Annotated in this window: 19 protein-coding genes and 1 pseudogene; 13 read left to right on the top strand and 7 right to left on the bottom strand. The window is 70.1% G+C overall.

The annotated features are described in order from the left end of the window. The first annotated feature begins 204 nt into the window (after nt 1–204). From MDN94_RS14395 to MDN94_RS14385, 3 genes are read left to right on the top strand one after another with little or no spacing between them, the layout of a single operon-like run. Nucleotides 205–1,152, top strand: coding sequence for an ABC transporter substrate-binding protein (locus MDN94_RS14395; protein WP_482726205.1), 948 nt, complete (start codon nt 205–207; stop codon nt 1,150–1,152). Nucleotides 1,153–1,196: 44 nt separating this feature from the next. Next, entirely contained in the window at nt 1,197–2,177 is a 981-nt protein-coding gene (locus MDN94_RS14390; protein WP_482726204.1) for an amino acid ABC transporter permease, read from the top strand. Next, nucleotides 2,174–2,950, top strand: a complete 777-nt coding sequence (locus MDN94_RS14385; protein ID WP_482726203.1) for an amino acid ABC transporter ATP-binding protein — start codon at nt 2,174–2,176, stop codon at nt 2,948–2,950. Before MDN94_RS14390 ends, MDN94_RS14385 begins: the two co-directional genes overlap by 4 nt. A 127-nt stretch (nt 2,951–3,077) precedes the next feature. On the opposite strand, the gene MDN94_RS14380 is transcribed toward MDN94_RS14385, so the two are convergent. Next, nucleotides 3,078–3,767 carry a class I SAM-dependent methyltransferase gene (locus tag MDN94_RS14380; protein WP_482727075.1) on the bottom strand — a complete coding sequence of 230 codons (690 nt, stop codon included), beginning with the start codon at nt 3,765–3,767 and terminating at the stop codon, nt 3,078–3,080. Between the two features lie 164 nt (nt 3,768–3,931). On the opposite strand from MDN94_RS14380, the gene MDN94_RS14375 reads away from it, so the two are divergent. Continuing rightward, complete coding sequence (locus tag MDN94_RS14375; protein ID WP_005312054.1) at nt 3,932–4,561, top strand: CGNR zinc finger domain-containing protein; 630 nt, start codon at nt 3,932–3,934, stop codon at nt 4,559–4,561. Here the strand turns inward: MDN94_RS14375 and sodX are convergent. Further along, nucleotides 4,465–4,884, bottom strand: coding sequence for a nickel-type superoxide dismutase maturation protease (gene sodX / locus MDN94_RS14370; RefSeq protein ID WP_482726202.1), 420 nt, complete (start codon nt 4,882–4,884; stop codon nt 4,465–4,467). The genes MDN94_RS14375 and sodX overlap by 97 nt on opposite strands. Before the next feature lie 150 nt (nt 4,885–5,034). Here sodX and sodN point away from each other — a divergent pair, with 150 nt between their 5' ends. The 3 genes and pseudogenes from sodN to MDN94_RS14355 form a co-directional block, all read left to right on the top strand. Continuing rightward, nucleotides 5,035–5,430, top strand: coding sequence for a superoxide dismutase, Ni (sodN, locus tag MDN94_RS14365; RefSeq protein WP_159687380.1), 396 nt, complete (start codon nt 5,035–5,037; stop codon nt 5,428–5,430). A 175-nt stretch (nt 5,431–5,605) separates the two neighbouring features. After that, a complete protein-coding gene (locus MDN94_RS14360) occupies nt 5,606–7,102 on the top strand; it encodes a glycosyltransferase family 39 protein (RefSeq protein WP_482726201.1) in 1,497 nt (498 codons plus the stop codon). A gap of 160 nt (nt 7,103–7,262) precedes the next feature. Beyond that, a pseudogene (locus MDN94_RS14355) lies at nt 7,263–7,406 on the top strand (snapalysin family zinc-dependent metalloprotease); the annotation flags it as partial. 78 nt (nt 7,407–7,484) lie between these two features. On the opposite strand, the gene MDN94_RS14350 reads toward MDN94_RS14355, so the two are convergent. The 3 genes from MDN94_RS14350 to MDN94_RS14340 form a co-directional block, all read right to left on the bottom strand. After that, complete coding sequence (locus MDN94_RS14350) at nt 7,485–7,928, bottom strand: DUF6304 family protein (protein WP_482726200.1); 444 nt, start codon at nt 7,926–7,928, stop codon at nt 7,485–7,487. Between the two features lie 607 nt (nt 7,929–8,535). After that, nucleotides 8,536–9,567: a family 2 encapsulin nanocompartment cargo protein polyprenyl transferase gene (locus MDN94_RS14345; protein WP_482726199.1), complete on the bottom strand. Its 1,032-nt coding sequence runs from the start codon at nt 9,565–9,567 to the stop codon at nt 8,536–8,538. Nucleotides 9,568–9,658: 91 nt separating this feature from the next. Further along, the gene (locus tag MDN94_RS14340) at nt 9,659–11,077 is read right to left on the bottom strand and encodes a family 2B encapsulin nanocompartment shell protein (RefSeq protein WP_482726198.1); all 1,419 of its coding nucleotides are present in this window, start codon (nt 11,075–11,077) and stop codon (nt 9,659–9,661) included. A 148-nt stretch (nt 11,078–11,225) separates the two neighbouring features. On the opposite strand from MDN94_RS14340, the gene MDN94_RS14335 reads away from it, so the two are divergent. After that, nucleotides 11,226–12,158 (top strand): 1-aminocyclopropane-1-carboxylate deaminase/D-cysteine desulfhydrase, encoded by a 933-nt coding sequence (locus MDN94_RS14335; RefSeq protein WP_482726197.1) that lies wholly within the window; start codon nt 11,226–11,228, stop codon nt 12,156–12,158. A 4-nt stretch (nt 12,159–12,162) separates the two neighbouring features. Here MDN94_RS14335 and MDN94_RS14330 read toward each other — a convergent pair whose 3' ends face one another. Then, nucleotides 12,163–13,761, bottom strand: coding sequence for a Na+/H+ antiporter (locus MDN94_RS14330; RefSeq protein WP_482726196.1), 1,599 nt, complete (start codon nt 13,759–13,761; stop codon nt 12,163–12,165). 44 nt (nt 13,762–13,805) lie between these two features. On the opposite strand from MDN94_RS14330, the gene MDN94_RS14325 reads away from it, so the two are divergent. The 3 genes from MDN94_RS14325 to MDN94_RS14315 all read left to right on the top strand — a co-directional run bounded on the left by MDN94_RS14325 (nt 13,806) and on the right by MDN94_RS14315 (nt 15,660). Further along, nucleotides 13,806–14,066, top strand: coding sequence for a UBP-type zinc finger domain-containing protein (locus tag MDN94_RS14325; RefSeq protein WP_482726195.1), 261 nt, complete (start codon nt 13,806–13,808; stop codon nt 14,064–14,066). A 242-nt stretch (nt 14,067–14,308) separates the two neighbouring features. Further along, the gene (locus MDN94_RS14320; RefSeq protein ID WP_005312080.1) at nt 14,309–14,722 is read left to right on the top strand and encodes an ATP-binding protein; all 414 of its coding nucleotides are present in this window, start codon (nt 14,309–14,311) and stop codon (nt 14,720–14,722) included. Next, nucleotides 14,719–15,660 (top strand): RNA polymerase sigma factor SigF, encoded by a 942-nt coding sequence (locus tag MDN94_RS14315; protein ID WP_482726194.1) that lies wholly within the window; start codon nt 14,719–14,721, stop codon nt 15,658–15,660. Before MDN94_RS14320 ends, MDN94_RS14315 begins: the two co-directional genes overlap by 4 nt. A 341-nt stretch (nt 15,661–16,001) precedes the next feature. Here MDN94_RS14315 and MDN94_RS14310 read toward each other — a convergent pair whose 3' ends face one another. Then, a complete protein-coding gene (locus tag MDN94_RS14310; protein ID WP_441264122.1) occupies nt 16,002–16,418 on the bottom strand; it encodes a hypothetical protein in 417 nt (138 codons plus the stop codon). Nucleotides 16,419–16,569: 151 nt separating this feature from the next. Here MDN94_RS14310 and MDN94_RS14305 point away from each other — a divergent pair, with 151 nt between their 5' ends. Continuing rightward, nucleotides 16,570–17,538, top strand: a complete 969-nt coding sequence (locus tag MDN94_RS14305; RefSeq protein ID WP_482726193.1) for a diacylglycerol/lipid kinase family protein — start codon at nt 16,570–16,572, stop codon at nt 17,536–17,538. 319 nt (nt 17,539–17,857) lie between these two features. Next, nucleotides 17,858–18,115, top strand: coding sequence for a WhiB family transcriptional regulator (locus MDN94_RS14300; protein WP_003953983.1), 258 nt, complete (start codon nt 17,858–17,860; stop codon nt 18,113–18,115). Nucleotides 18,116–18,278: the final 163 nt, after the last annotated feature.

Here is an 18,278-nt window from a genome sequence, read left to right as displayed (position 1 = left end):
AGGCTTTCCAGCGAATGGTCCGGCCTTGATGTACCGGCCCGCCGGGGTTCGGGGGTGACCCGTTATCCGATTTTGACATGCGTGGCCCCCTGAATGGGCTCGTCCGAATGGCAAGATGCCGAAAACAGACAAGGTCGCGACACTCGAAGATGAGTGCAGTACGACCTGGTAACTCCACCTTCACCCCGCCGGAGGACCCCGATCATGACCGCAAGCACCAAGCGCCGCACGACCGCCGCCAAGTCCCGGACAGCCGCGGTCGGCGCCATCGCGGTCGCCGGCGCCATGCTGCTGACCGCGTGCGGCGACCAGACGAACAACGGCGCCTCGGAGTCGGAGACCAAGGGCACCGCCTCCGCGGCGCCGCTGGCCGACAAGCTGCCCAAGGAGATCCGCGACAAGGGCGTCATCAAGGTCGGATCCGACATCGCGTACGCGCCGATGGAGTTCATGGACGAGGGCAACAAGCCCGCCGGTGTGGACATCGACATCGCGAAGGCCCTGGGCAAGGTCCTCGGGGTCGAGTTCCAGTTCCAGAACTCCACCTTCGACCAGCTCGTCCTGGGCATGAACAACGGCCGCACCGACATCGTCATGTCCTCGATGACGGACACCAAGGAGCGCCAGCAGGGCGCGACCGAGGACGCCAAGGGCGGTGCCGACTTCGTCAACTACTTCAAGGCCGGCTCCGCGATCCTGGTCCAGAAGGGCAACCCCAAGAAGGTCACCACGCTGGACGACCTCTGCGGCCTGACCGTCGCCGCCCAGCGCGGCACGGCCAACGAGGCGCTGCTGAAGGAGACGCAGAAGAAGTGCGGCTCCGACAAGATCAAGGAGTTCATCTCCGACCAGGACACCGACTCGATCACGCAGCTCCAGACCAAGCGTGCCGACGCGGTGATCACGGACTTCCCGGTCGCCCTCTACAACGAGCTGAACGCCGGCGGCGGCAACCTCTTCGAGGTCGTGGGCGAGCAGATCGACGCCGCGCCGTACGGCATCGCGGTGAGCAAGAAGAACACGCAGCTGCGTGACGCCCTCCAGGCGGCCGTCCAGCACATCATCGACGACGGCTCGTACGGCGACGTGCTGAAGGAGTGGAAGGCCGAGAGCGGCGCCATCGAGAAGGCCACGGTCAACGCCGGCAAGTGACGCCACTCGCCGCCACAACCTCCCTCATGTAAGGCAGCAACTCTGTGACTGACCCCCTCGACAAGGTGCCGGCCGACGTCCCTCCGGACGGCGGCCGGGACGCCTCCCCCCGCAAGGACCCCGCCGTGCACTCGGGGCCCATCAAGGCCGTTCCCGTGCGCCACTACGGGCGCTGGATCAGCGCCGTCGTGGTGCTCGGACTCCTCGCACTGCTGGTGCGGGCGTTCGCCGACGCCCAGATCCAGTGGAGTGTGGTCGGTGACCAGATCACCAACGGCACGTTCGCCTGGGGCGCCTGGGAGACCTTGAAGATCACCGTCTACTCGATGGTGATCGGTGTGGTCCTCGGCGCGATCCTCGCGGTGATGCGACTCTCGCCCAATCCGGTGCTCTCCTCGGTGGCCTGGGGCTACATCTGGTTCTTCCGCGGCACCCCGGTGCTGGTGCAGATCCTGCTGTGGTTCAACCTCTCGCTGGTCTTCCAGTACCTCGACCTCGGTTTCATCTACAAGGACGAGATGAACCAGGTCATGACGCCGTTCGTGGCGGCGCTGCTGGCGCTGGGCCTGAACGAGGCCGCGTACATGGCCGAGATCTGCCGGGCCGGCATCCAGTCGGTCGACGCGGGTCAGACGGAGGCGGCGCACGCGCTCGGCATGAAGGGCGGCAAGACGATGCGCCGCATCGTGCTCCCGCAGGCCATGCGCGTGATCATTCCGCCGACCGGCAACGAGTTCATCAACATGCTCAAGACCTCCTCGCTGGCGTTCGCCATCGGCTACGGCGAGCTGTTCCTGCGGGGCCGTGAATTCGGCTCCCGGACGCTCGCCATCATGGAGGGCTACATCGTGATCTCGCTCTGGTACCTGGCGCTGACGACCGTGTTCAGCATCGGCCAGTACTACCTGGAGCGCTATTACGCCCGCGGTTCGAGCCGTTCGCTGCCGCCCACGCCGCTCCAGCGGCTGCGCAAACAGCTGTCGTCGTTCCGTGTCCAGAGCAACGTCGGAGGCGTGAAGGTATGAGTTCCCAGTCGACGCAGCCGATGGTGAAGGCCGAGAACGTCCACAAGTCGTTCGGCCATGTGAAGGTCCTCAAGGGCATCGATCTCGAGGTTGCGCACCGTGAGGTGTTCTGCCTGGTCGGCCCCTCCGGATCCGGCAAATCGACCTTCCTGCGGTGCATCAACCACCTGGAGCAGATCAACGGCGGCCGGCTCTCGGTCGACGGGCAGCTGGTGGGCTACCGCGAGAAGGGCGACAAGCTCTACGAGCTGAAGGAGAAGGAGGTCGCGGCGCAGCGCAGGGACATCGGCATGGTCTTCCAGCGCTTCAACCTCTTCCCGCACATGACGGCCCTCGCGAACGTCATGGAGGCTCCGGTCCAGGTCAAGGGCGAGTCGAGGGCCGTGGCCCGCGAGCGTGCGCTGAAGCTGCTGGACCGGGTGGGACTGGCCGACAAGGCCAAGAACTACCCGACCCAGCTCTCCGGCGGTCAGCAGCAGCGCGTCGCCATCGCCCGTGCGCTGGCGATGGAGCCGAAGCTGATGCTCTTCGACGAGCCGACGTCGGCCCTCGACCCCGAGCTGGTGGGCGAGGTCCTCGACGTCATGCGCGGCCTCGCGGAGGACGGCATGACGATGATCGTCGTGACCCACGAGATGGGCTTCGCCCGTGAGGTCGGCGACGCGCTCGTCTTCATGGACGACGGCGTGGTCGTCGAGGCCGGCCACCCTCGTGACGTGCTCGGGAACCCGCAGCACGAGCGGACGAAGTCGTTCCTCTCGAAGGTGCTCTGACCTCGAAGGCTCCTCTCGAAGGTGCTCTGACCTCGAAGGCGCTGTGATCCGCCGAAGGCGTTCCGAGCGGAATCGGCAAGGGGCGGTACGGACCCGGTGGTCCGTACCGCCCCTGCGCGTTCCGCCGCTACTTCAGGGCCAGCACCAGCGCGTCCGACGGTGACGCCCACACCGGCCGCGCCTCGGCGAAGCCCGCCGCCCGCAGCGCCTCCGCGTGCCACTGGGCGGAGGGGGTGTCACCGTCGGCGTGCTCGCCGTAGATGCGAAACCGCTCCGCGGTCGGCTCGGCGAGGACCGGGTCCTCGGCGGCGAGCGCCCACCACTCGGCCCAGTCGAGGGCGCCGGCCGCCCTGGCCCGTTCCATGCCCGCGTGCCGGTGCGCGCGCTCGGCGGCGTTGATGCGGGGCGTGGAGACGTCCTTCATGTGGTCGGCGTTCATGAAGACGCCGCCGTCGCGGACGAGGGTGCCGATCTGCCGGTAGAGCGCGGCGAGTGGTTCGCTGTGGAGCCAGTGCAGCGCGGTGGCGGTGAGCACCGCGTCGTACGAGGTGTGCGGCAGGGACGTGGGCCAGGCGGGGTCCTTGAGGTCGGCGGTGACGAACGAGACGCGCTCGTCACCCGCGAAGTGGCCCCGGGCGATGGTCAGCAGCGCGGGGTCGAGGTCGACCCCGGTGCTGGTGGCCTCCGGGAACCGTCCCAGGAGCCGGTCCGTGATACTTCCCGTACCGCAGGCGAGGTCGAGGACTCTCGGCTTGGGGCCGACCGTGGCCTCGACCATGTCCAGCATCACCCGGAACCGCTCCTCGCGGTCGGGCATGTACCACTCCTGCTGGCGGTCCCAGCTCTCCTGCCAGGCCCGCCAGTCGGTGCCCGCCGCCGTGCCCTTGTCCGTCCCGCCCACCGGAAGCCTCCTGTCCGTAATACCCTCGATCGATAAGCAGCCGTTACCCTCACCCTAGAATGCCGCTGTAAGGACTACAAGTGGAACTGGCCTATTACTCGGACTACGCCGTACGGCTGGTCAACACCGAGGAGCCGGCTCGCAACAAGGACTCCCTCACCTCGGTCGAAGCCGTCCGCGAGCTCTTCGGCGCGTCGTCCCAGGCCGCCCGCCGCGCCACCGACTCGGACGTCACCCGCTTCCGCTCGGTACGGGGCAGGCTGCGCGCGGTCTTCGCCGCGGCCGACGCGGGTGAGGAGACCCAGGCCGTCGACCTGCTCAACTCCCTGCTGCTGGAGTTCCCCGTCAGCCCGCAGATCTCGGGGCACGACCACCGGGACGAGGACGGCCGCCCCAAGTGGCACATGCATCTCGCCGACCACCCTTCGAACGCGACCGCGGGCTATGCCGCGATCGCCGCGATGGGACTGGCGTTCCATCTGACCGAGTACGGCGTCGACCGCCTCGGCCTCTGCCAGGCGGCACCCTGCCGCAACGCCTACCTGGACACCTCCACGAACCGCTCGCGGCGCTACTGCTCCGACCGCTGCGCGACCCGGGCCAACGTGGCCGCCTACCGGGCGCGCAAGCGTCTGGAGAGCGAGCGGTCCGGGCCCACCGGCCGCACCGCTGAGACCAGCCAGGAGACGACACCCGTCACGGACCGCTGATCCTGGGTGAGCGGACGGAAGCGGCTGCGCACCCGGCCGAGCAGCAGCTCGGGCGGCACCACCCCGAAGACCCGGCTGTCGCCGTCGGCGCCGGGATTGTCGCCGAGCACCCACCAGCCCCCGTCGCGCCGTTCGGCCAGCCGTTTGACGATGAGGAGGTCCTGCTGGAGGGGATGGCGCAGCACCGCCACGTCGCCGACCCGCAGCGAGGCGCGGTAGTCGACCAGCAGCTGGTCCCCGTGCACCAGCGTCGGAACCATCGACGGCCCGGTCACCTCGGCGACCCCGAACCGGGCCCTCGGCTCCCGCCCCTGTTCAGTCATCAGCCACCTCCGACTCCCACTGTATGTTCGGCCACCGGCCCGGCTCGGACCCCGGACTTTTGACCTAAGCCCATGGGGGCACCCGCCAAAACGGGTTCCTCACGGAGTAATGTCCCACCTGAGAAGACGATCACGAGGAAGGACAGCTCAATGCTCTCCCGCCTGTTTGCCCCCAAGGTGAAGGTCAGCGCCCACTGCGACCTGCCTTGCGGTGTCTACGACCCGGCCCAGGCCCGCATCGAGGCGGAGTCGGTCAAGGCCGTCCAGGAGAAGTACCAGGCCAACGAGGACCCGCACTTCCGCGCCCGTGCCACGGTCATCAAGGAGCAGCGCGCGGAACTCGCCAAGCACCATGTCTCGGTGCTCTGGAGCGACTACTTCAAGCCGCCGCACTTCGAGAAGTACCCCGAGCTGCACCAGCTCATCAACGACACCCTGAAGGCGCTCTCCGCCGCCAAGGCGTCCACGGACCCGGCGACCGGCCAGAAGGCCCTCGACCACATCGCCCAGATCGACAAGATCTTCTGGGAGACCAAGAAGGCCTGACCTCGCGTCAGCTTCCCGCACCCGGCCCGCAAGGCTCCTCGTCCGGAGTCCCGCGGGCCGGGTGCGGCCGTTGAGGCAGCAAATGGAAGTACCGCCTCCGGTTCCAGTGGCCGCAGTGTCGCGAGGAGGAGCCATCGAGCTTCGGGAACGGTCCACGGCCGAGGGCCCTCCGGCCATGCCCCCCGCGTCGGTCGGCGAGCAGCCCGCACCGGCGGACCTGTCCGACCGGGCGCACTCCTTCCTCGCCCCGGCCGCCCTCGCCCTGGCCCTCGGTCTGTGGGGCATCACCCGGCAGGGGACGATGTGGCGCGACGAGTCCGTCACCCACCAGGTCGCGCACCGGAGCCTTGCGGAGATCTGGCAGCTCCTTCAGAACGCCGATGCCGTCCACGGCCTCTACTACTTCCTGATGCACGGCCTCTTCGCCCTCCGGGACGGCGGCCTCATCACCCTCCGGCTCCCGTCCGTGCTGGCCGTGGCCGTGGCCGCCGGGCTGGTGGGACTGACCGGGTGCCGCATCGCCGGGCGCAGGGCGGGCCTGCTCAGCGGCATGGTCTTCGCGCTCACCCCCGAGGTGCAGATGTACGCCCAGGAGGGGCGCTCCTACGCGCTCGTCTGCGCACTCGTCGCACTGGGCACCTATCTGCTCCTGCGCTGTCTGACCGAACCGTCCCGCCACCTGTGGATCCTCTACGGATTCTCCCTGCTCGCCGCGAGCTGGCTCCACGAGTTCGCGGTCCTGTCGCTGCCCGCGCACGGCATCACCGTGCTCGTTTCCCGCGCGGACCGGCCCGTCCGGCTCGCATGGGCGGTGGCGGCGGCCGCCGTGGCCGCCGGCCTGGTCCCGCTGGTCCTGCTCAGCGCGGGCCAGTCCGGGCAGGTGTCGTGGATCAGCGGCCCGAAGCCCAGGGAATGGCTGGAGATCACGGGCGTGGCCCTGGCGGCCGTGATCTGCGCCAGGTACCCCGCCGCCGACCGCAGATCTGTGCTCCTGCCGCGTCTCGCCCTGCCCCTCGCGGTGCTCCCGACGGCCCTGCTGCTGCTCGCGGCGGTCCATGAGCCCATGTACGTGGACCGGTACGTCCTCTTCACCGACATCGGTTTCGCCCTGCTCGTCGGCACCTCTGTGAGCGCGCTCGTCACGGCCGCCTCCCGGCGTGGACCGCTCCGCGCCCGGCTTCCCCGGGCCGCGGTCCTGACGGCGGCGGCTCTCGCGGCCGTGCTCGCGCTCACCCCGGTGACGCTGCAGATGCGGAGCCCGGACAGCAGGAAGGACGACGTGACTGCCGTCGCCGAGGAGGTCCGGCGCGTCTCCGCCCCCGGCGACGGGGTCGTCTTCGCGCCCTCACGCAGACGCGAGTGGAGGCTTTCCCACCCGGACGAGTACGGCGGTCTCGTCGACCTCGCGCTCCGAACGACGCCGCGGGCCTCCGCGTCCCTCCAGGGCGAGGAACTCCCCGCTTCCAAGATCCGCGCCCGCATGCTGTCGACGGACCGGATCGTGGTGCTGAGCGACCCGCCGGGCCAGCCGGAGGACACGGTGCCGCAGGAGGCGGTCAAACGGGAAGTCCTGCACACCCACTTCCACGAGTGCTCCCGCACCCGGGTCAAGGGCGCGCAGGTGACCCTCTACGCCCGCGACGGTGCGTGCCCGGGCGGGCGCGGCAACTGACGGCTGACAGCCGCGGGCGCCCTCCTCATCCCCACGCCGTATCAGGCGCCGGCAGCAGGGCCGGTTCCGCCCGCGTCAGCAGGGGGCTCTTGTGGCGGAGCAGCCATTGCCGGTAGGCGGCCGCCCGCAGGGCCGCCTCGCGGTAGGCGGCGGTCAGGACTACTCGGGTCCGTGCAGCGAGCTGATGTCGGGCGGCGGCCCTGGCACCTCGTGCCAGAACGCCTACCCGAACTCGGCGGAACGCTCCCGGGTGAACCAGCTCTGGGCGAACGGGCTCGCGGCAGCGATCGCCAAGGTCTCCTGACACCGGAGCCGGCCACCGGGAGGGGGCGCCCCGCAGTGCACGGCGGGGCGCCCTGTCACGGGTGCCGCGAGCCGGTGCTCAGGCCTGGGCCGGTTCGCGTCGGCCCAGTTCGGCGCCGGGCGGCAGTTGGCGGCGGATACTGCCGAGGGCGTCCTCGAAGTCCCCGTCCGCGACCCCCGCTTCGTACGCCGCGCCGCCGTAGTGCAGCGTCAGATTGAGGTCCGCCCGGTCGAGGGGCGGCACTCCTTCAGTGGGCTCACCCAGTGTCAGCAGACAGCTGAGGGTCGCCTGCTGGACCGTGCCGTCCGCGTGGACGGGCAGGGGCATGTCCCATTCGAGGACGCAGGAGGCCAGCACCTGGGACGCTCCCTCCGCCCTGAGGGCGGCGAAGGTGGCCCCCTCGTACACAACGCCTCTGATGGATGTGCGCAGTTGGCCGCCGCTCGCCGATATGGTGACCGACTCCGCGCCCTGCCGGTCGCGGTACCAGCCCGCCCAGGCTTCCGTAGACTCCGATGACATGCGCGGACTGTAGCGGTAGGCCCGAGCGGGCCGCGCCGCAGGTGCCCCTCAGGATGTGCCGGTCTGCCTGCCGGACGCGTCGTCGGGTGATTCTCCGGCCGACCCCGCCGCCGAGGCGTCGGAGTCGGATGCGCCGGGTCCGCCCTTCTCCGCCGGCCCGCCGGACCGGCCCGGCCCGACCTGAGGGTCGGCCTTCGCCCCGCCCTCAACGGGGACATAGAGCGGACAGTCAGGATTGCGGCAGGGACCCGGCTCCCACAACGGGACGTACGTCCCCAGTGTCTTGTGCCGCTTCACCGCCGATTCCACGGGTTGCCCGCACGCGGCGCACTTCTGCTGCGGGTCGTGACTCGTCCGCGGTACTTCACGTCCTTTGCTGCCCATAAGGCCAGAATAAGTCGGTATGGACAGCTCGGACAGCTAAGCCCTTACGGACAGCCACCGGCGGCCGGCCCTCCATGGCCAGGCCCCCTTGTTTCTTGAGCGGACGCAGATGGCCGAGCCCTGTACCTGACGACACACGCCCATACCGGCGCCCGGCCGGACCGGAGCCCGCAGCCCGTCACACATAGCGTTTCAGTTGAAGTGGTTACGCGCTCTAAGTGATTTATCGGCTACGGCGGGTGACGAATTCGGCCAAGGACAGGAGGTCGCCGGCCGCGGCCAGGTCCGGGACGGCTCGGGACAGCTGACCGACCGCCCGTGACATCCGCTCACCGGCATGCGTCTGGGCCCAGTCCCGCCCTCCGGCCCGTTCGACCGCGTCGGCGGCCCGGCGGACCGCCGACGCGCTCATCGGCCCCTGGTACAACTCGGCCAGTTCGGCCGCCGCCGCCGTGCCGGAGGCCAGCGCGGCGACCACCGGAAGCGACTTCTTGTGCGCGGCGAGATCCGCGCCGGCCGGTTTGCCCGTCTGCTCGGGGTCGCCCCAGATCCCGATGAGGTCGTCGATGAGCTGGAACGCCAGTCCGGCCTCTCTCCCGAAGGCGTCCATCGCATCGGCCTGCTCCTCGTCCGCGCCGGCGTACAGGGCGCCGAGGGCACAGGCGCAGCCGAGCAGGGCCCCGGTCTTGGCGGTCGCCATGGCGAGGCACTCCTCCAGGGTGACCTCTAGCGGTGGACGTTCCTCGAAGGCGCAGTCGGCCTGCTGGCCCGCACAGAGCTCGATGACGCAGGCCGCCAGCCGCACCGCCGCGGGGACGGATGCCGCATGCCGGTCCTCCGCGAGGAGCCGCAGGGCGAGCGCCGACATCGCGTCCCCGGCGACGATGGCGTCGGCAGTGCCGAAGACGCTCCACGCCGTGGGCCGGTGCCTGCGAGTGGGGTCCTCGTCGATCACGTCGTCGTGCATCAGTGTGAAGTTGTGCGCGAGCTCCACCGCGGCGGCCGCCCGCACGGCCTGCCGCGGGTCACCGCCCAGTGCCTGGCACGCGGCGAGCACCAGCGCCGGCCTGACGGCCTTACCCGTGGAACCGGCGGCCGGGGTGCCGTCGGACCGCTCCCAGCCGAAGTGGTACATGGCGATCCGGCGCATGGGACCGGGCAGCGACGCGATGGCTGAGCGGAGTTCGGGATCGACCGCACTGCGGGTGCGCTCGAGAAGGGCGACGGCCTCTCGGCCACCGACGGTGTCCGGCATGGTCAACTGGCGTTCCTTTCCCGGTGGGTCCTCCTCGCGGGCGGGCGGCGAGCGGCACCGCGCCCCGAAGGTCACGTCACCCCTCGGCAGGTCACCGCCAACGGCTCACCTCGACGTTCTCCAGGACGCCGAGCGCGTCCGGGACGAGCACGGCCGCCGAGTAGTAGGCGGTGACCAGGTACGAGATGATCGCCTGCTCGTCGATGCCCATGAAGCGGACCGACAGACTCGGCTCGATCTCGTCCGGGATGCCGCTCTGCCGGAGGCCGATGACGCCCTGGTCGTCCTCGCCGGTACGCATGCAGATGATCGACGTCGTCCGGGCCTCGGTGACAGGGATCTTGTTGCACGGGAAGATCGGCACGCCGCGCCAGGCCGGCACATGGTGGCCCGCCACCTCCACGCTGTCGGGCACCAGTCCGCGCCTGTTGCACTCGCGGCCGAAGGCGGCGATGGCGCGCGGATGGGCGAGGAAGAGCTTCGAGCCCCGCCGCCGCGAGAGCAGTTCGTCCATGTCGTCCGGGCTCGGCACGCCGTCGTGCGGCTGCAGCCGCTGCCCGTAGTCGCAGTTGTGGAGGAGGCCGAACTCCCGGTTGTTGACGAGCTCGTGCTCCTGCCGCTCACGCAGCGCCTCGACGGTCAGCCGCAACTGCTGTTCCGTCTGGTTCATCGGCTGGTTGTAGAGGTCCGCGACACGACTGTGCACCTTGAGCACCGTCTGGGCGACGCTCAGCTCGTACTCCCGCGGCGCGGCGTCGTAGTCCACGTAGGTGTGCGGCACGACCGCCTCGCCGACATGGCCGGCCGAGAGGTCGATCGCCGCTTCGCCGTACTTGTTGGTGCGCTGGTGGGGCAGCGCCGCCAGGCTCGCCAGGTGCGCGCCCAGCGACTCCGCCCGGTCCGCCAGGTTGAGCACGTCGTCCCTGGTGAGTACGAGGACCGTGCAGGCGGTCGCGGCGCGGGCGGTGTACTGCCAGACCGCTTCCCGGTCCACCAGCGACTGGTCGCCGAAGTAGGCCCCGTCGGCGAGGACTTCGACGACGGCCTCGTCCCCGTACGGCCCCTCTCCCACCTTCTCGACCCTGCCGTGCGCCAGCAGGAAGATCCGGTCCGCCGGCCGGCCGCCGGTCGCCAGCACGTCTCCCGCAGCGAACTCACGCTGTTCGCACCGCCGCGCCAGCTCCGTCAGCGCCACCTCGTCGTCGAAGTCCCGCAGCGCCGGGAGCTCCCCCAGTTCGGCGGGGATCACGGCGACACGGTCGCCGGTCTGGATGAACGTCACGCGGCCGTCGCCGACCGAGTAGCTGAGGCGGCGGTTCACCCGGTACGTACCGCCCTGCACCTGCACCCACGGCAGCATGCGCAGCAGCCAGCGGGAGGTGATCTCCTGCATCTGCGGGACGGACTTGGTGGTGGTCGCGAGGTTCCGTGCGGCAGCCGTACCGAGACTCTGCTGGGGTGTCTGGTCGCGCATGTCCTCGTCGACGGAACCAACCGAACCAACCGTCATGAGACTCCCTCTCGATCATGTTCTGATCTGCGAAAGCAAGCCTCCCAGTGCGCTGTGTAAGTGCGCCATTACACAAATGAGTGTGACTGGATCACGGCCGACCGGGGCAGGAGCCGGGCTCATTCGCACATCCCGCCAGAATGGGTTCATGTCCGAAAGAACATCGTCCGATCCGGTGGCCGCGCTGCGGCCCCGGCTGCCGTCGCCGCTTCAGCCGGTCGAGGACGACCGCTTCTCCCGGCACGGCGTACGGCTGCTCCTCAAGCGTGACGACCTGATCCACCCGGACCTGCCGGGCAACAAGTGGCGCAAGCTGGCACCGAACCTGCGGGCGGCGGCGGGCCGGCCGGTGCTGACCTTCGGCGGCGCGTACTCCAACCATCTGCGTGCCACAGCCGCCGCGGGCCGGCTGCTCGGCTTCCGCACGATCGGCGTCGTCCGCGGTGACGAGCTCGCCGACCGCCCGCTGAACCCGTCACTTGCCCGGTGCGCCGCCGACGGCATGCGCCTGCTGTTCGTCGACCGCGCCACCTATCGTGCCAAGGACGACCCGGACACACTCGCCCGGATCCTCCGGACGGCGGCGCCGGACGACGTGTATGTCGTCCCCGAGGGCGGCAGCAACGCAGCGGCCGCCGCGGGGTGCGCCGGACTCGGCCGCGAGCTGCGCGGCCTCGCCGACGTGGCGGCCGTCGCCTGCGGCACCGGCGGCACCCTCGCCGGCCTGGCGGCCGGACTCGGCGACGGGCAGCGGGCCCTCGGCATCCCGATACTGAAGGGCGGGTTCCTCGGCGCGGCGGTCCGCGCCCTTCAGGAAGAGGCCTTCGGTGGCCCCACCGGCAACTGGTCCGTGGACGAACGCTTCCACTTCGGCGGGTACGCCCGTACCACTCCTGAACTCGAGGCGTTCGCGGCCGCGTTCGGCGCTCGCCACGGCGTTCCCGTGGAGCGCGTCTATGTCGCGAAGCTGCTCAAAGCACTTGTGGAAATCGCCGCGGAAGGGGCCTTCCCGCCCGGCACGACGGTCGCCGCCGTCATCACCGGACAGGAGGACGGGCGGGGAGGCGGTGTCGCCGGGTGACGGCTCAGGCGGTGTCCTCGCGGTAGGCCGCCGCCTCTTCCAGGTCGAGCCTGCGCAGCAGTTTGCGCAACATCTCGTCGTCGATGACCCGCTGGTTCCGCAGGTCCACGAAGACGTCCCGTTCCGCCGCGATCATTCCCCTCGCGAGCCGTCGGTAGGTGTCGTCGGCCGATTCGCCGGTCGTCTCGTTCACCGCACCGAGCCTCTCCCACACCGAGTTCCTGCGGCGTTCCAGCACCGCGCGCAGCCGCTGCTCCAAGGGTTGCGGCAGCCTGTTGCGTTCGTCCGCGAGCAGTTCCTCAAGCCGCCGCTCCGCCGCCGCGGACGCCTGGCTCTGCGCCTGGGCCTCCGCGAGGGTCTCCGCCTGGACGTCGTGGCCGGGGATCTTCAGCGCACGGATCAGCGGCGGCAGCGTGAGTCCCTGCACCACCAGCGTTCCGATCACGGTGGTGAAGGTGAGGAACAGGACCAGGTTGCGGGCGGGGAAGTCCGCTCCGTCGGACGTCGTCATCGGGATGGAGAAGGCGATGGCGAGCGAGACGACACCGCGCATGCCGGCCCAGCTGACGATCAGTGGTCCCGTCCGGCCGGGGTCCGGCTCACGTTCCCTGATCCGCCGGGACAGCATCCGCGGCAGGAAAGTCGCCGGATAGACCCAGACGAACCGCACCAACACCACGGCGAGGAACACCCCTGCCGCGTACCAGAGGGACTCCCCCACGCCGTAGTCGCCCAGTTCCCCCACCACGATCGCCAGTTGAAGCCCGATCAGCGCGAAGACGGTGGACTCGAGGACGAACGCGACCATCTTCCAGACGGCCTCCTCCTGAAGCCGGGTCGCGAAGTCGACCTGGTACGCGTGGTGGCCCAGGTACAGCGCGACGACGACCACGGCCAGGACCCCGGAGGCGTGGACCTGCTCGGCGGCGGCATAGGCGATGAACGGGATGAGCAGCGACAGGATGTTCTGCAGCAGCGCTTCCTTCAGGTGCTTGCGCAGCCAGTGGATCGGGATCATCAGCGCCAGACCGACGCCGACCCCACCGACGGAGGCCAGCGCGAACTCCGCCAACCCGTCGCCCCAGCTGGTGCCGGCTCCGATCGCGGCCGCGAGGGCGACCTTGAAGGCGGTGATCGCGGTGGCATCGTTCACCAAGGATTCGCCTTGGAGGATCGTGGTGATCCGGGTGGGCAGGCCGAGCCTGCGCGCGATGGCCGTCGCGGCGACGGCGTCCGGCGGCGCGACCACCGCGCCGAGCACCAAGGCCGTCGCCAGGGGCAGATCCGGCACCAGCAGATAGGCGAGGCAGCCGACCGCCACCGTCGCGAACAGGACATAGCCCACGGACAGCAGCGCGATGGGACGGATGTTGGCCCGCAGGTCGAGGTACGAACTGTCCAGCGCGGCGAGATGCAGCAGCGGCGGCAGTACAAGCGGCAGCACGATGTGCGGGTCGAGGTGGTACTCGGGAACTCCCGGCACGTACGAGGCGGCCAGCCCGGCCGCCACCAGCAGCAGCGGCGCCGGGACCGGTGTCCTGCGCGCCGCCCCGGCCACCGCCGCGCTCACCGCGATCAGTCCGACCAGCGGCAATGCTTCCATCACACCGACCTCACGTCCGTCGTCCCCGTCGTAATCTGGCAATCATGAGCGAGTGCCCCCACGTAGCAGAACTGCCGCGCCCCGAACCGGCGCCGCTGACCGACACGTGTCCGGAATGCCTGGCCGTCGGTAGCCACCCGGTCCAGCTCAGACTCTGCCTGTCTTGTGGGCACGTCGGCTGCTGCGACTCCTCACCGATGCGGCACGCGAGCGCGCACTTCCGCGAGACGGGGCACGCGGTCATGCGCAGTTTCGAGCCGGGACAGGTGTGGCGGTGGTGCTTCGTCGACGGTTCGATCGTCTGACGCCTGGGTACGTCAACCATCCGCCGCCCCCTCTCAATTGGGCGGCGCAGACCTCTAGCCACTGTGCGTGCTCATGGGCTTACATTGAGTGACACTGTCGGCAGGGGGTCCTGGCGACACGGCACCATGGATCGCGATAGCGTCGCCAGGCCAGACCTGGCTGCGTGACCGACCGCGTAACGCACGGCCGCGGGGCCTCTGCCCCCGGCCCGGAAAGAGCTTGTGCCACCTTGGAGGTGAGGGTGTCCCATATTGCAGGCGAGCCCGGGACCCAGGACTTCGTCGAAGTCCGGCTGCCCGCTGCGGGTGCCTACCTGTCCGTACTGCGAACGGCCACCGCCGGCCTCGCAGCGCGCTTGGACTTCACCCTCGACGAGATCGAGGACTTGCGGATCGCGGTGGACGAGGCGTGCGCGATCCTGTTGCAGCAAGCCGTCCCGGGGTCCGTCCTGAGCTGTGTGTTCCGGCTCGTGGACGACTCGCTGGAGGTGACGGTCTCCGCGCCGACCACCGACGGCCGGGCGCCGGAGCGTGACACGTTCGCCTGGACGGTGCTCTCCGCACTGGCCGGCAAGGTCGACTCGTCGGTCGCCGACGACCGCACGGTCGCCATCAGTCTGTACAAGCAGCGCGGCGCGGGACCCGGGCCGGCGTGAGCAGCGGAAACGGGGACGGTTCGATGCGGGAGGACGAGGAGCGAGGCCCGAGGGTGCTGAGCGCGTCAGCCGGCATCCCTGAGCAGCAGGCGCGGCCGCACCCGGTGGTGGACGAACCTGATGGCCGTACGGCCTCGGCAGAGCGGGCGGACCGTATGAGCGAGCACCAGCAGGATCATCACCCCCATGACCGCAGCGGCGCTCGGGCGATGTTCATCGAACTGCGCAGGCTGCCCGACGGGTCGCCCGAGCGGGCCGAGCTGCGCAACCAGCTGGTCCGGATGCATCTGCCGCTGGTCGAGCACCTGGCGCGACGGTTCCGTAACCGCGGCGAGCCGTTGGACGACCTCACCCAGGTCGCGACGATCGGCCTGATCAAGTCGGTGGACCGGTTCGATCCGGATCGCGGTGTCGAGTTCTCGACCTACGCGACCCCGACGGTTGTCGGCGAGATCAAGCGCCATTTCCGCGACAAGGGCTGGGCGGTGCGGGTGCCGCGCCGTCTGCAGGAGTTGCGGCTCTCGCTCACGACCGCGACGGCCGAACTCTCCCAGCAGCACGGCCGGTCCCCGACCGTGCACGAGCTGGCGGAGCGCCTCGGCATCTCGGAGGAGGAGGTCCTGGAGGGCCTGGAGTCCGCGAACGCGTACTCCACGCTGTCCCTTGACGTCCCCGACACGGACGACGAGTCCCCGGCGGTGGCGGACACCCTCGGCGCCGAGGACGAGGCCCTGGAGGGCGTCGAGTACCGCGAGTCCCTCAAGCCGCTCCTGGAGGGCCTGCCGCCGCGGGAGAAGCGGATCTTGCTGCTGCGCTTCTTCGGGAACATGACCCAGTCGCAGATCGCGCAGGAGGTCGGCATCTCCCAGATGCACGTCTCCCGCCTCCTCGCCCGCACCTTGGCGCAACTCCGCGAACGGCTCCTGGTCGAGGAGTGACCCTCGCGGCCTCCGTCCAATGCCGGACCGCCCTCCCGCAGGGAGCAGCCACCGGCCTGACGGCCCCGCACACCGAGACGCGCCCCTGCGGGACCACCAGCCGGCGGGGCGGCACCGGGCGGGAGGGGGTGGGGTCGTAGGAGGGTGCCCGGAAGTGAAGCGTCGCAACTCGCGCGAAGCACGGTGAGGACAGCAATTCCGGAGGCCCCTCGCCCCGCCCATGCCGCAGGCCACGCCCCGCACGGGGCACGCGCCACGGGCGGGCCGGGCGGGTGCAGCCACGCCCCGCAGGGCGAAACACCCGGCCGGGGCGACGCCCGAACGCGCCGCCCGCCCAAGGGCTATGCGCGGCTACGGATCCCCAGCGCCTGCGCCGTCGTCGGGTTCACCAGCAGCACCAGGCCCGTCACGACGACCGCCGCCAGCACCACGCCCAGCGGAATCAGCGCGCCGGACGCCCGCAGCAGCGTCCATGCGGGGATCATCCCGATCAGCTGGGTGATGATCGCCGGTCCGCGGCTCCAGCTGCGCTGCCGCAGCAGCCCTCGCGCCGCCGCCAGCGGGATCGCCCCGAGGGCCATCAGCGTCAGGCCGCCCATCTCCGCCTGGGACGGGCTGTCGGGCCGGCCGAGCAGACCCATCACGAGCATGTACACGCCGCCCGCGACCAGCGCCAGCCCTTCGGCGGCGCACACCGCTGCCGCGGCGGTCAGTCGGGTGGGGCGGCCGGGGGCGGAGGTCTGGTCGTCGCTGCTCACCCATGCAGGGTAGCCGCGACCCGAGCGAGGGCGACCGCCCACGGGCAGGCCACCTGACCCGCGGCTCGTCCGCCGTCGTCCCACGCCCCCGGCACCCGGCCCCCGAAACCCGGACTGGGCCAGGTACCCCCCAGTAGGTACCCTGCATCGCATGCGCGCACTTCTCGTGGTCAATCCGGCAGCAACCACCACCAGTGCCCGCACGCGCGACGTACTGATCCACGCACTCGCGAGCGAGATGAAGATCGAGGCGGTCACCACCGAGTACCGCGGCCACGCCCGCGACCTGGGACGCCGGGCCGCGGAGTCCAGCGACATAGACCTGGTCGTCGCCCTCGGCGGCGACGGCACGGTCAACGAGGTGGTCAACGGCCTGCTGCACAACGGCCCCGACCCGGAGGGGCTCCCCCGCCTCGCGGTCGTCCCCGGCGGCTCCACGAACGTCTTCGCCCGCGCTCTGGGACTGCCGAACGACGCCGTCGAGGCGACCGGCGCGATCCTGGACGCGCTCCGCGACCGGACGGAGCAGACGGTCGGCCTGGGCCTCGCGGCCGGCACGCCGGGCACGGACGACGAGAGCGTCCCGCAGCGCTGGTTCACCTTCTGTGCCGGACTGGGGTTCGACGCCGGCGTGGTCGGCCGGGTCGAACAGCACCGTGAACGCGGCAAGCGGTCGACGCACGCCCTTTACGTCCGCCAGGTGCTGCGCCAGTTCCTGGACGACCCGCACCGCAGACGCGGCACCATCACGCTGGAGCGGCCCGGCGCGGCCCCGGTGGAGGACCTGGTGCTGTCCATAGTCTGTAACACCTCACCGTGGACCTACCTGGGCAATCGTCCGGTGTACGCGTCCCCGAAGGCCTCCTTCGACACCGCCCTCGACGTGCTGGGACTGTCGAAGCTGTCGACCCCCGCGGTGGCGCGTTACGGCACTCAGCTGCTGACCTCGAGCCCGGAGCGCGGACCGCACGGAAAGCACGCACTCACACTTCACGACCAGACCGACTTCACCTTGCATTCAAAGGTCCCGCTGCCCTTCCAGATGGACGGTGACCACCTGGGGCTGCGCACGAGCGTGACGTTCACAGGCGTTCGCCGTGCACTGCGTGTGATTGTGTGACCGGAAGGACCGAAAGTCCTTTATCTCGAACGTACGGGCTGGGATCCACCCCATAGAAGTACGGCTGTGACCTAGTCGACACCGAGGAATCAAAAAAAACTTTCCGGAAGGGGTTGTATCCGCCGCCGAGGTTTGCGAATCTCTACATGGCGATCGGGACGGCCCGCAACATCGGCCCCACAGACCGCCGGAACCCCTCCACGAATCCAGGACCCAACGCCGGGCAAGCTGGCGATCGGCCCTTCCCTTGCGGGGGGATTCGTGAAAGCGTTCACATTCACAAGCAACCCGCACGTAATACCAAGGAGAGGTAGCAGCCATGGACTGGCGTCACAACGCCGTTTGCCGCGAGGAAGACCCCGAGCTGTTCTTCCCCATCGGCAACACCGGTCCTGCGCTGCTGCAGATCGAAGAAGCCAAGGCCGTCTGCCGTCGCTGCCCCGTCATGGAGCAGTGCCTGCAGTGGGCGCTCGAGTCCGGCCAGGACTCCGGCGTCTGGGGTGGCCTCAGCGAGGACGAGCGCCGCGCGATGAAGCGCCGTGCCGCTCGCAACCGGGCGCGTAACGCCAGCGCCTGACGCCCCCTGCTACCGGCCTCCCGGCGGCGCGTACAGCGAGTACGCACTCACCGCCTTCGAGCCGCAGCGCGCAGTACCCCCGATGCGCATCGCACATGCAGCACATGAGCTTCGAGCCCCGGACCGTGTCACACGGCCCGGGGCTCTTCGCTGTGCACTCTCG

This window comes from Streptomyces sp. WAC00040 (genome assembly GCF_056835925.1).
This window is presented reverse-complemented; position numbering and strand designations above follow the sequence as displayed.

What these genes read in the sequence shown, in the direction of transcription:
- sodX (WP_482726202.1), bottom strand. Translation starts at nt 4,884, where the DNA reads ATGACTGAACAGGGGCGGGAGCCGAGGGCCCGGTTCGGGGTCGCCGAG.
- MDN94_RS14300 (WP_003953983.1), top strand. Translation starts at nt 17,858, where the DNA reads ATGGACTGGCGTCACAACGCCGTTTGCCGCGAGGAAGACCCCGAGCTG.
- MDN94_RS14305 (WP_482726193.1), top strand. Translation starts at nt 16,570, where the DNA reads ATGCGCGCACTTCTCGTGGTCAATCCGGCAGCAACCACCACCAGTGCC.
- MDN94_RS14380 (WP_482727075.1), bottom strand. Translation starts at nt 3,767, where the DNA reads ATGCCCGACCGCGAGGAGCGGTTCCGGGTGATGCTGGACATGGTCGAG.
- MDN94_RS14345 (WP_482726199.1), bottom strand. Translation starts at nt 9,567, where the DNA reads ATGCCGGACACCGTCGGTGGCCGAGAGGCCGTCGCCCTTCTCGAGCGC.
- MDN94_RS14340 (WP_482726198.1), bottom strand. Translation starts at nt 11,077, where the DNA reads ATGACGGTTGGTTCGGTTGGTTCCGTCGACGAGGACATGCGCGACCAG.
- sodN (WP_159687380.1), top strand. Translation starts at nt 5,035, where the DNA reads ATGCTCTCCCGCCTGTTTGCCCCCAAGGTGAAGGTCAGCGCCCACTGC.
- MDN94_RS14395 (WP_482726205.1), top strand. Translation starts at nt 205, where the DNA reads ATGACCGCAAGCACCAAGCGCCGCACGACCGCCGCCAAGTCCCGGACA.
- MDN94_RS14350 (WP_482726200.1), bottom strand. Translation starts at nt 7,928, where the DNA reads ATGTCATCGGAGTCTACGGAAGCCTGGGCGGGCTGGTACCGCGACCGG.
- MDN94_RS14335 (WP_482726197.1), top strand. Translation starts at nt 11,226, where the DNA reads ATGTCCGAAAGAACATCGTCCGATCCGGTGGCCGCGCTGCGGCCCCGG.
- MDN94_RS14385 (WP_482726203.1), top strand. Translation starts at nt 2,174, where the DNA reads ATGAGTTCCCAGTCGACGCAGCCGATGGTGAAGGCCGAGAACGTCCAC.
- MDN94_RS14330 (WP_482726196.1), bottom strand. Translation starts at nt 13,761, where the DNA reads ATGGAAGCATTGCCGCTGGTCGGACTGATCGCGGTGAGCGCGGCGGTG.
- MDN94_RS14325 (WP_482726195.1), top strand. Translation starts at nt 13,806, where the DNA reads ATGAGCGAGTGCCCCCACGTAGCAGAACTGCCGCGCCCCGAACCGGCG.
- MDN94_RS14360 (WP_482726201.1), top strand. Translation starts at nt 5,606, where the DNA reads ATGCCCCCCGCGTCGGTCGGCGAGCAGCCCGCACCGGCGGACCTGTCC.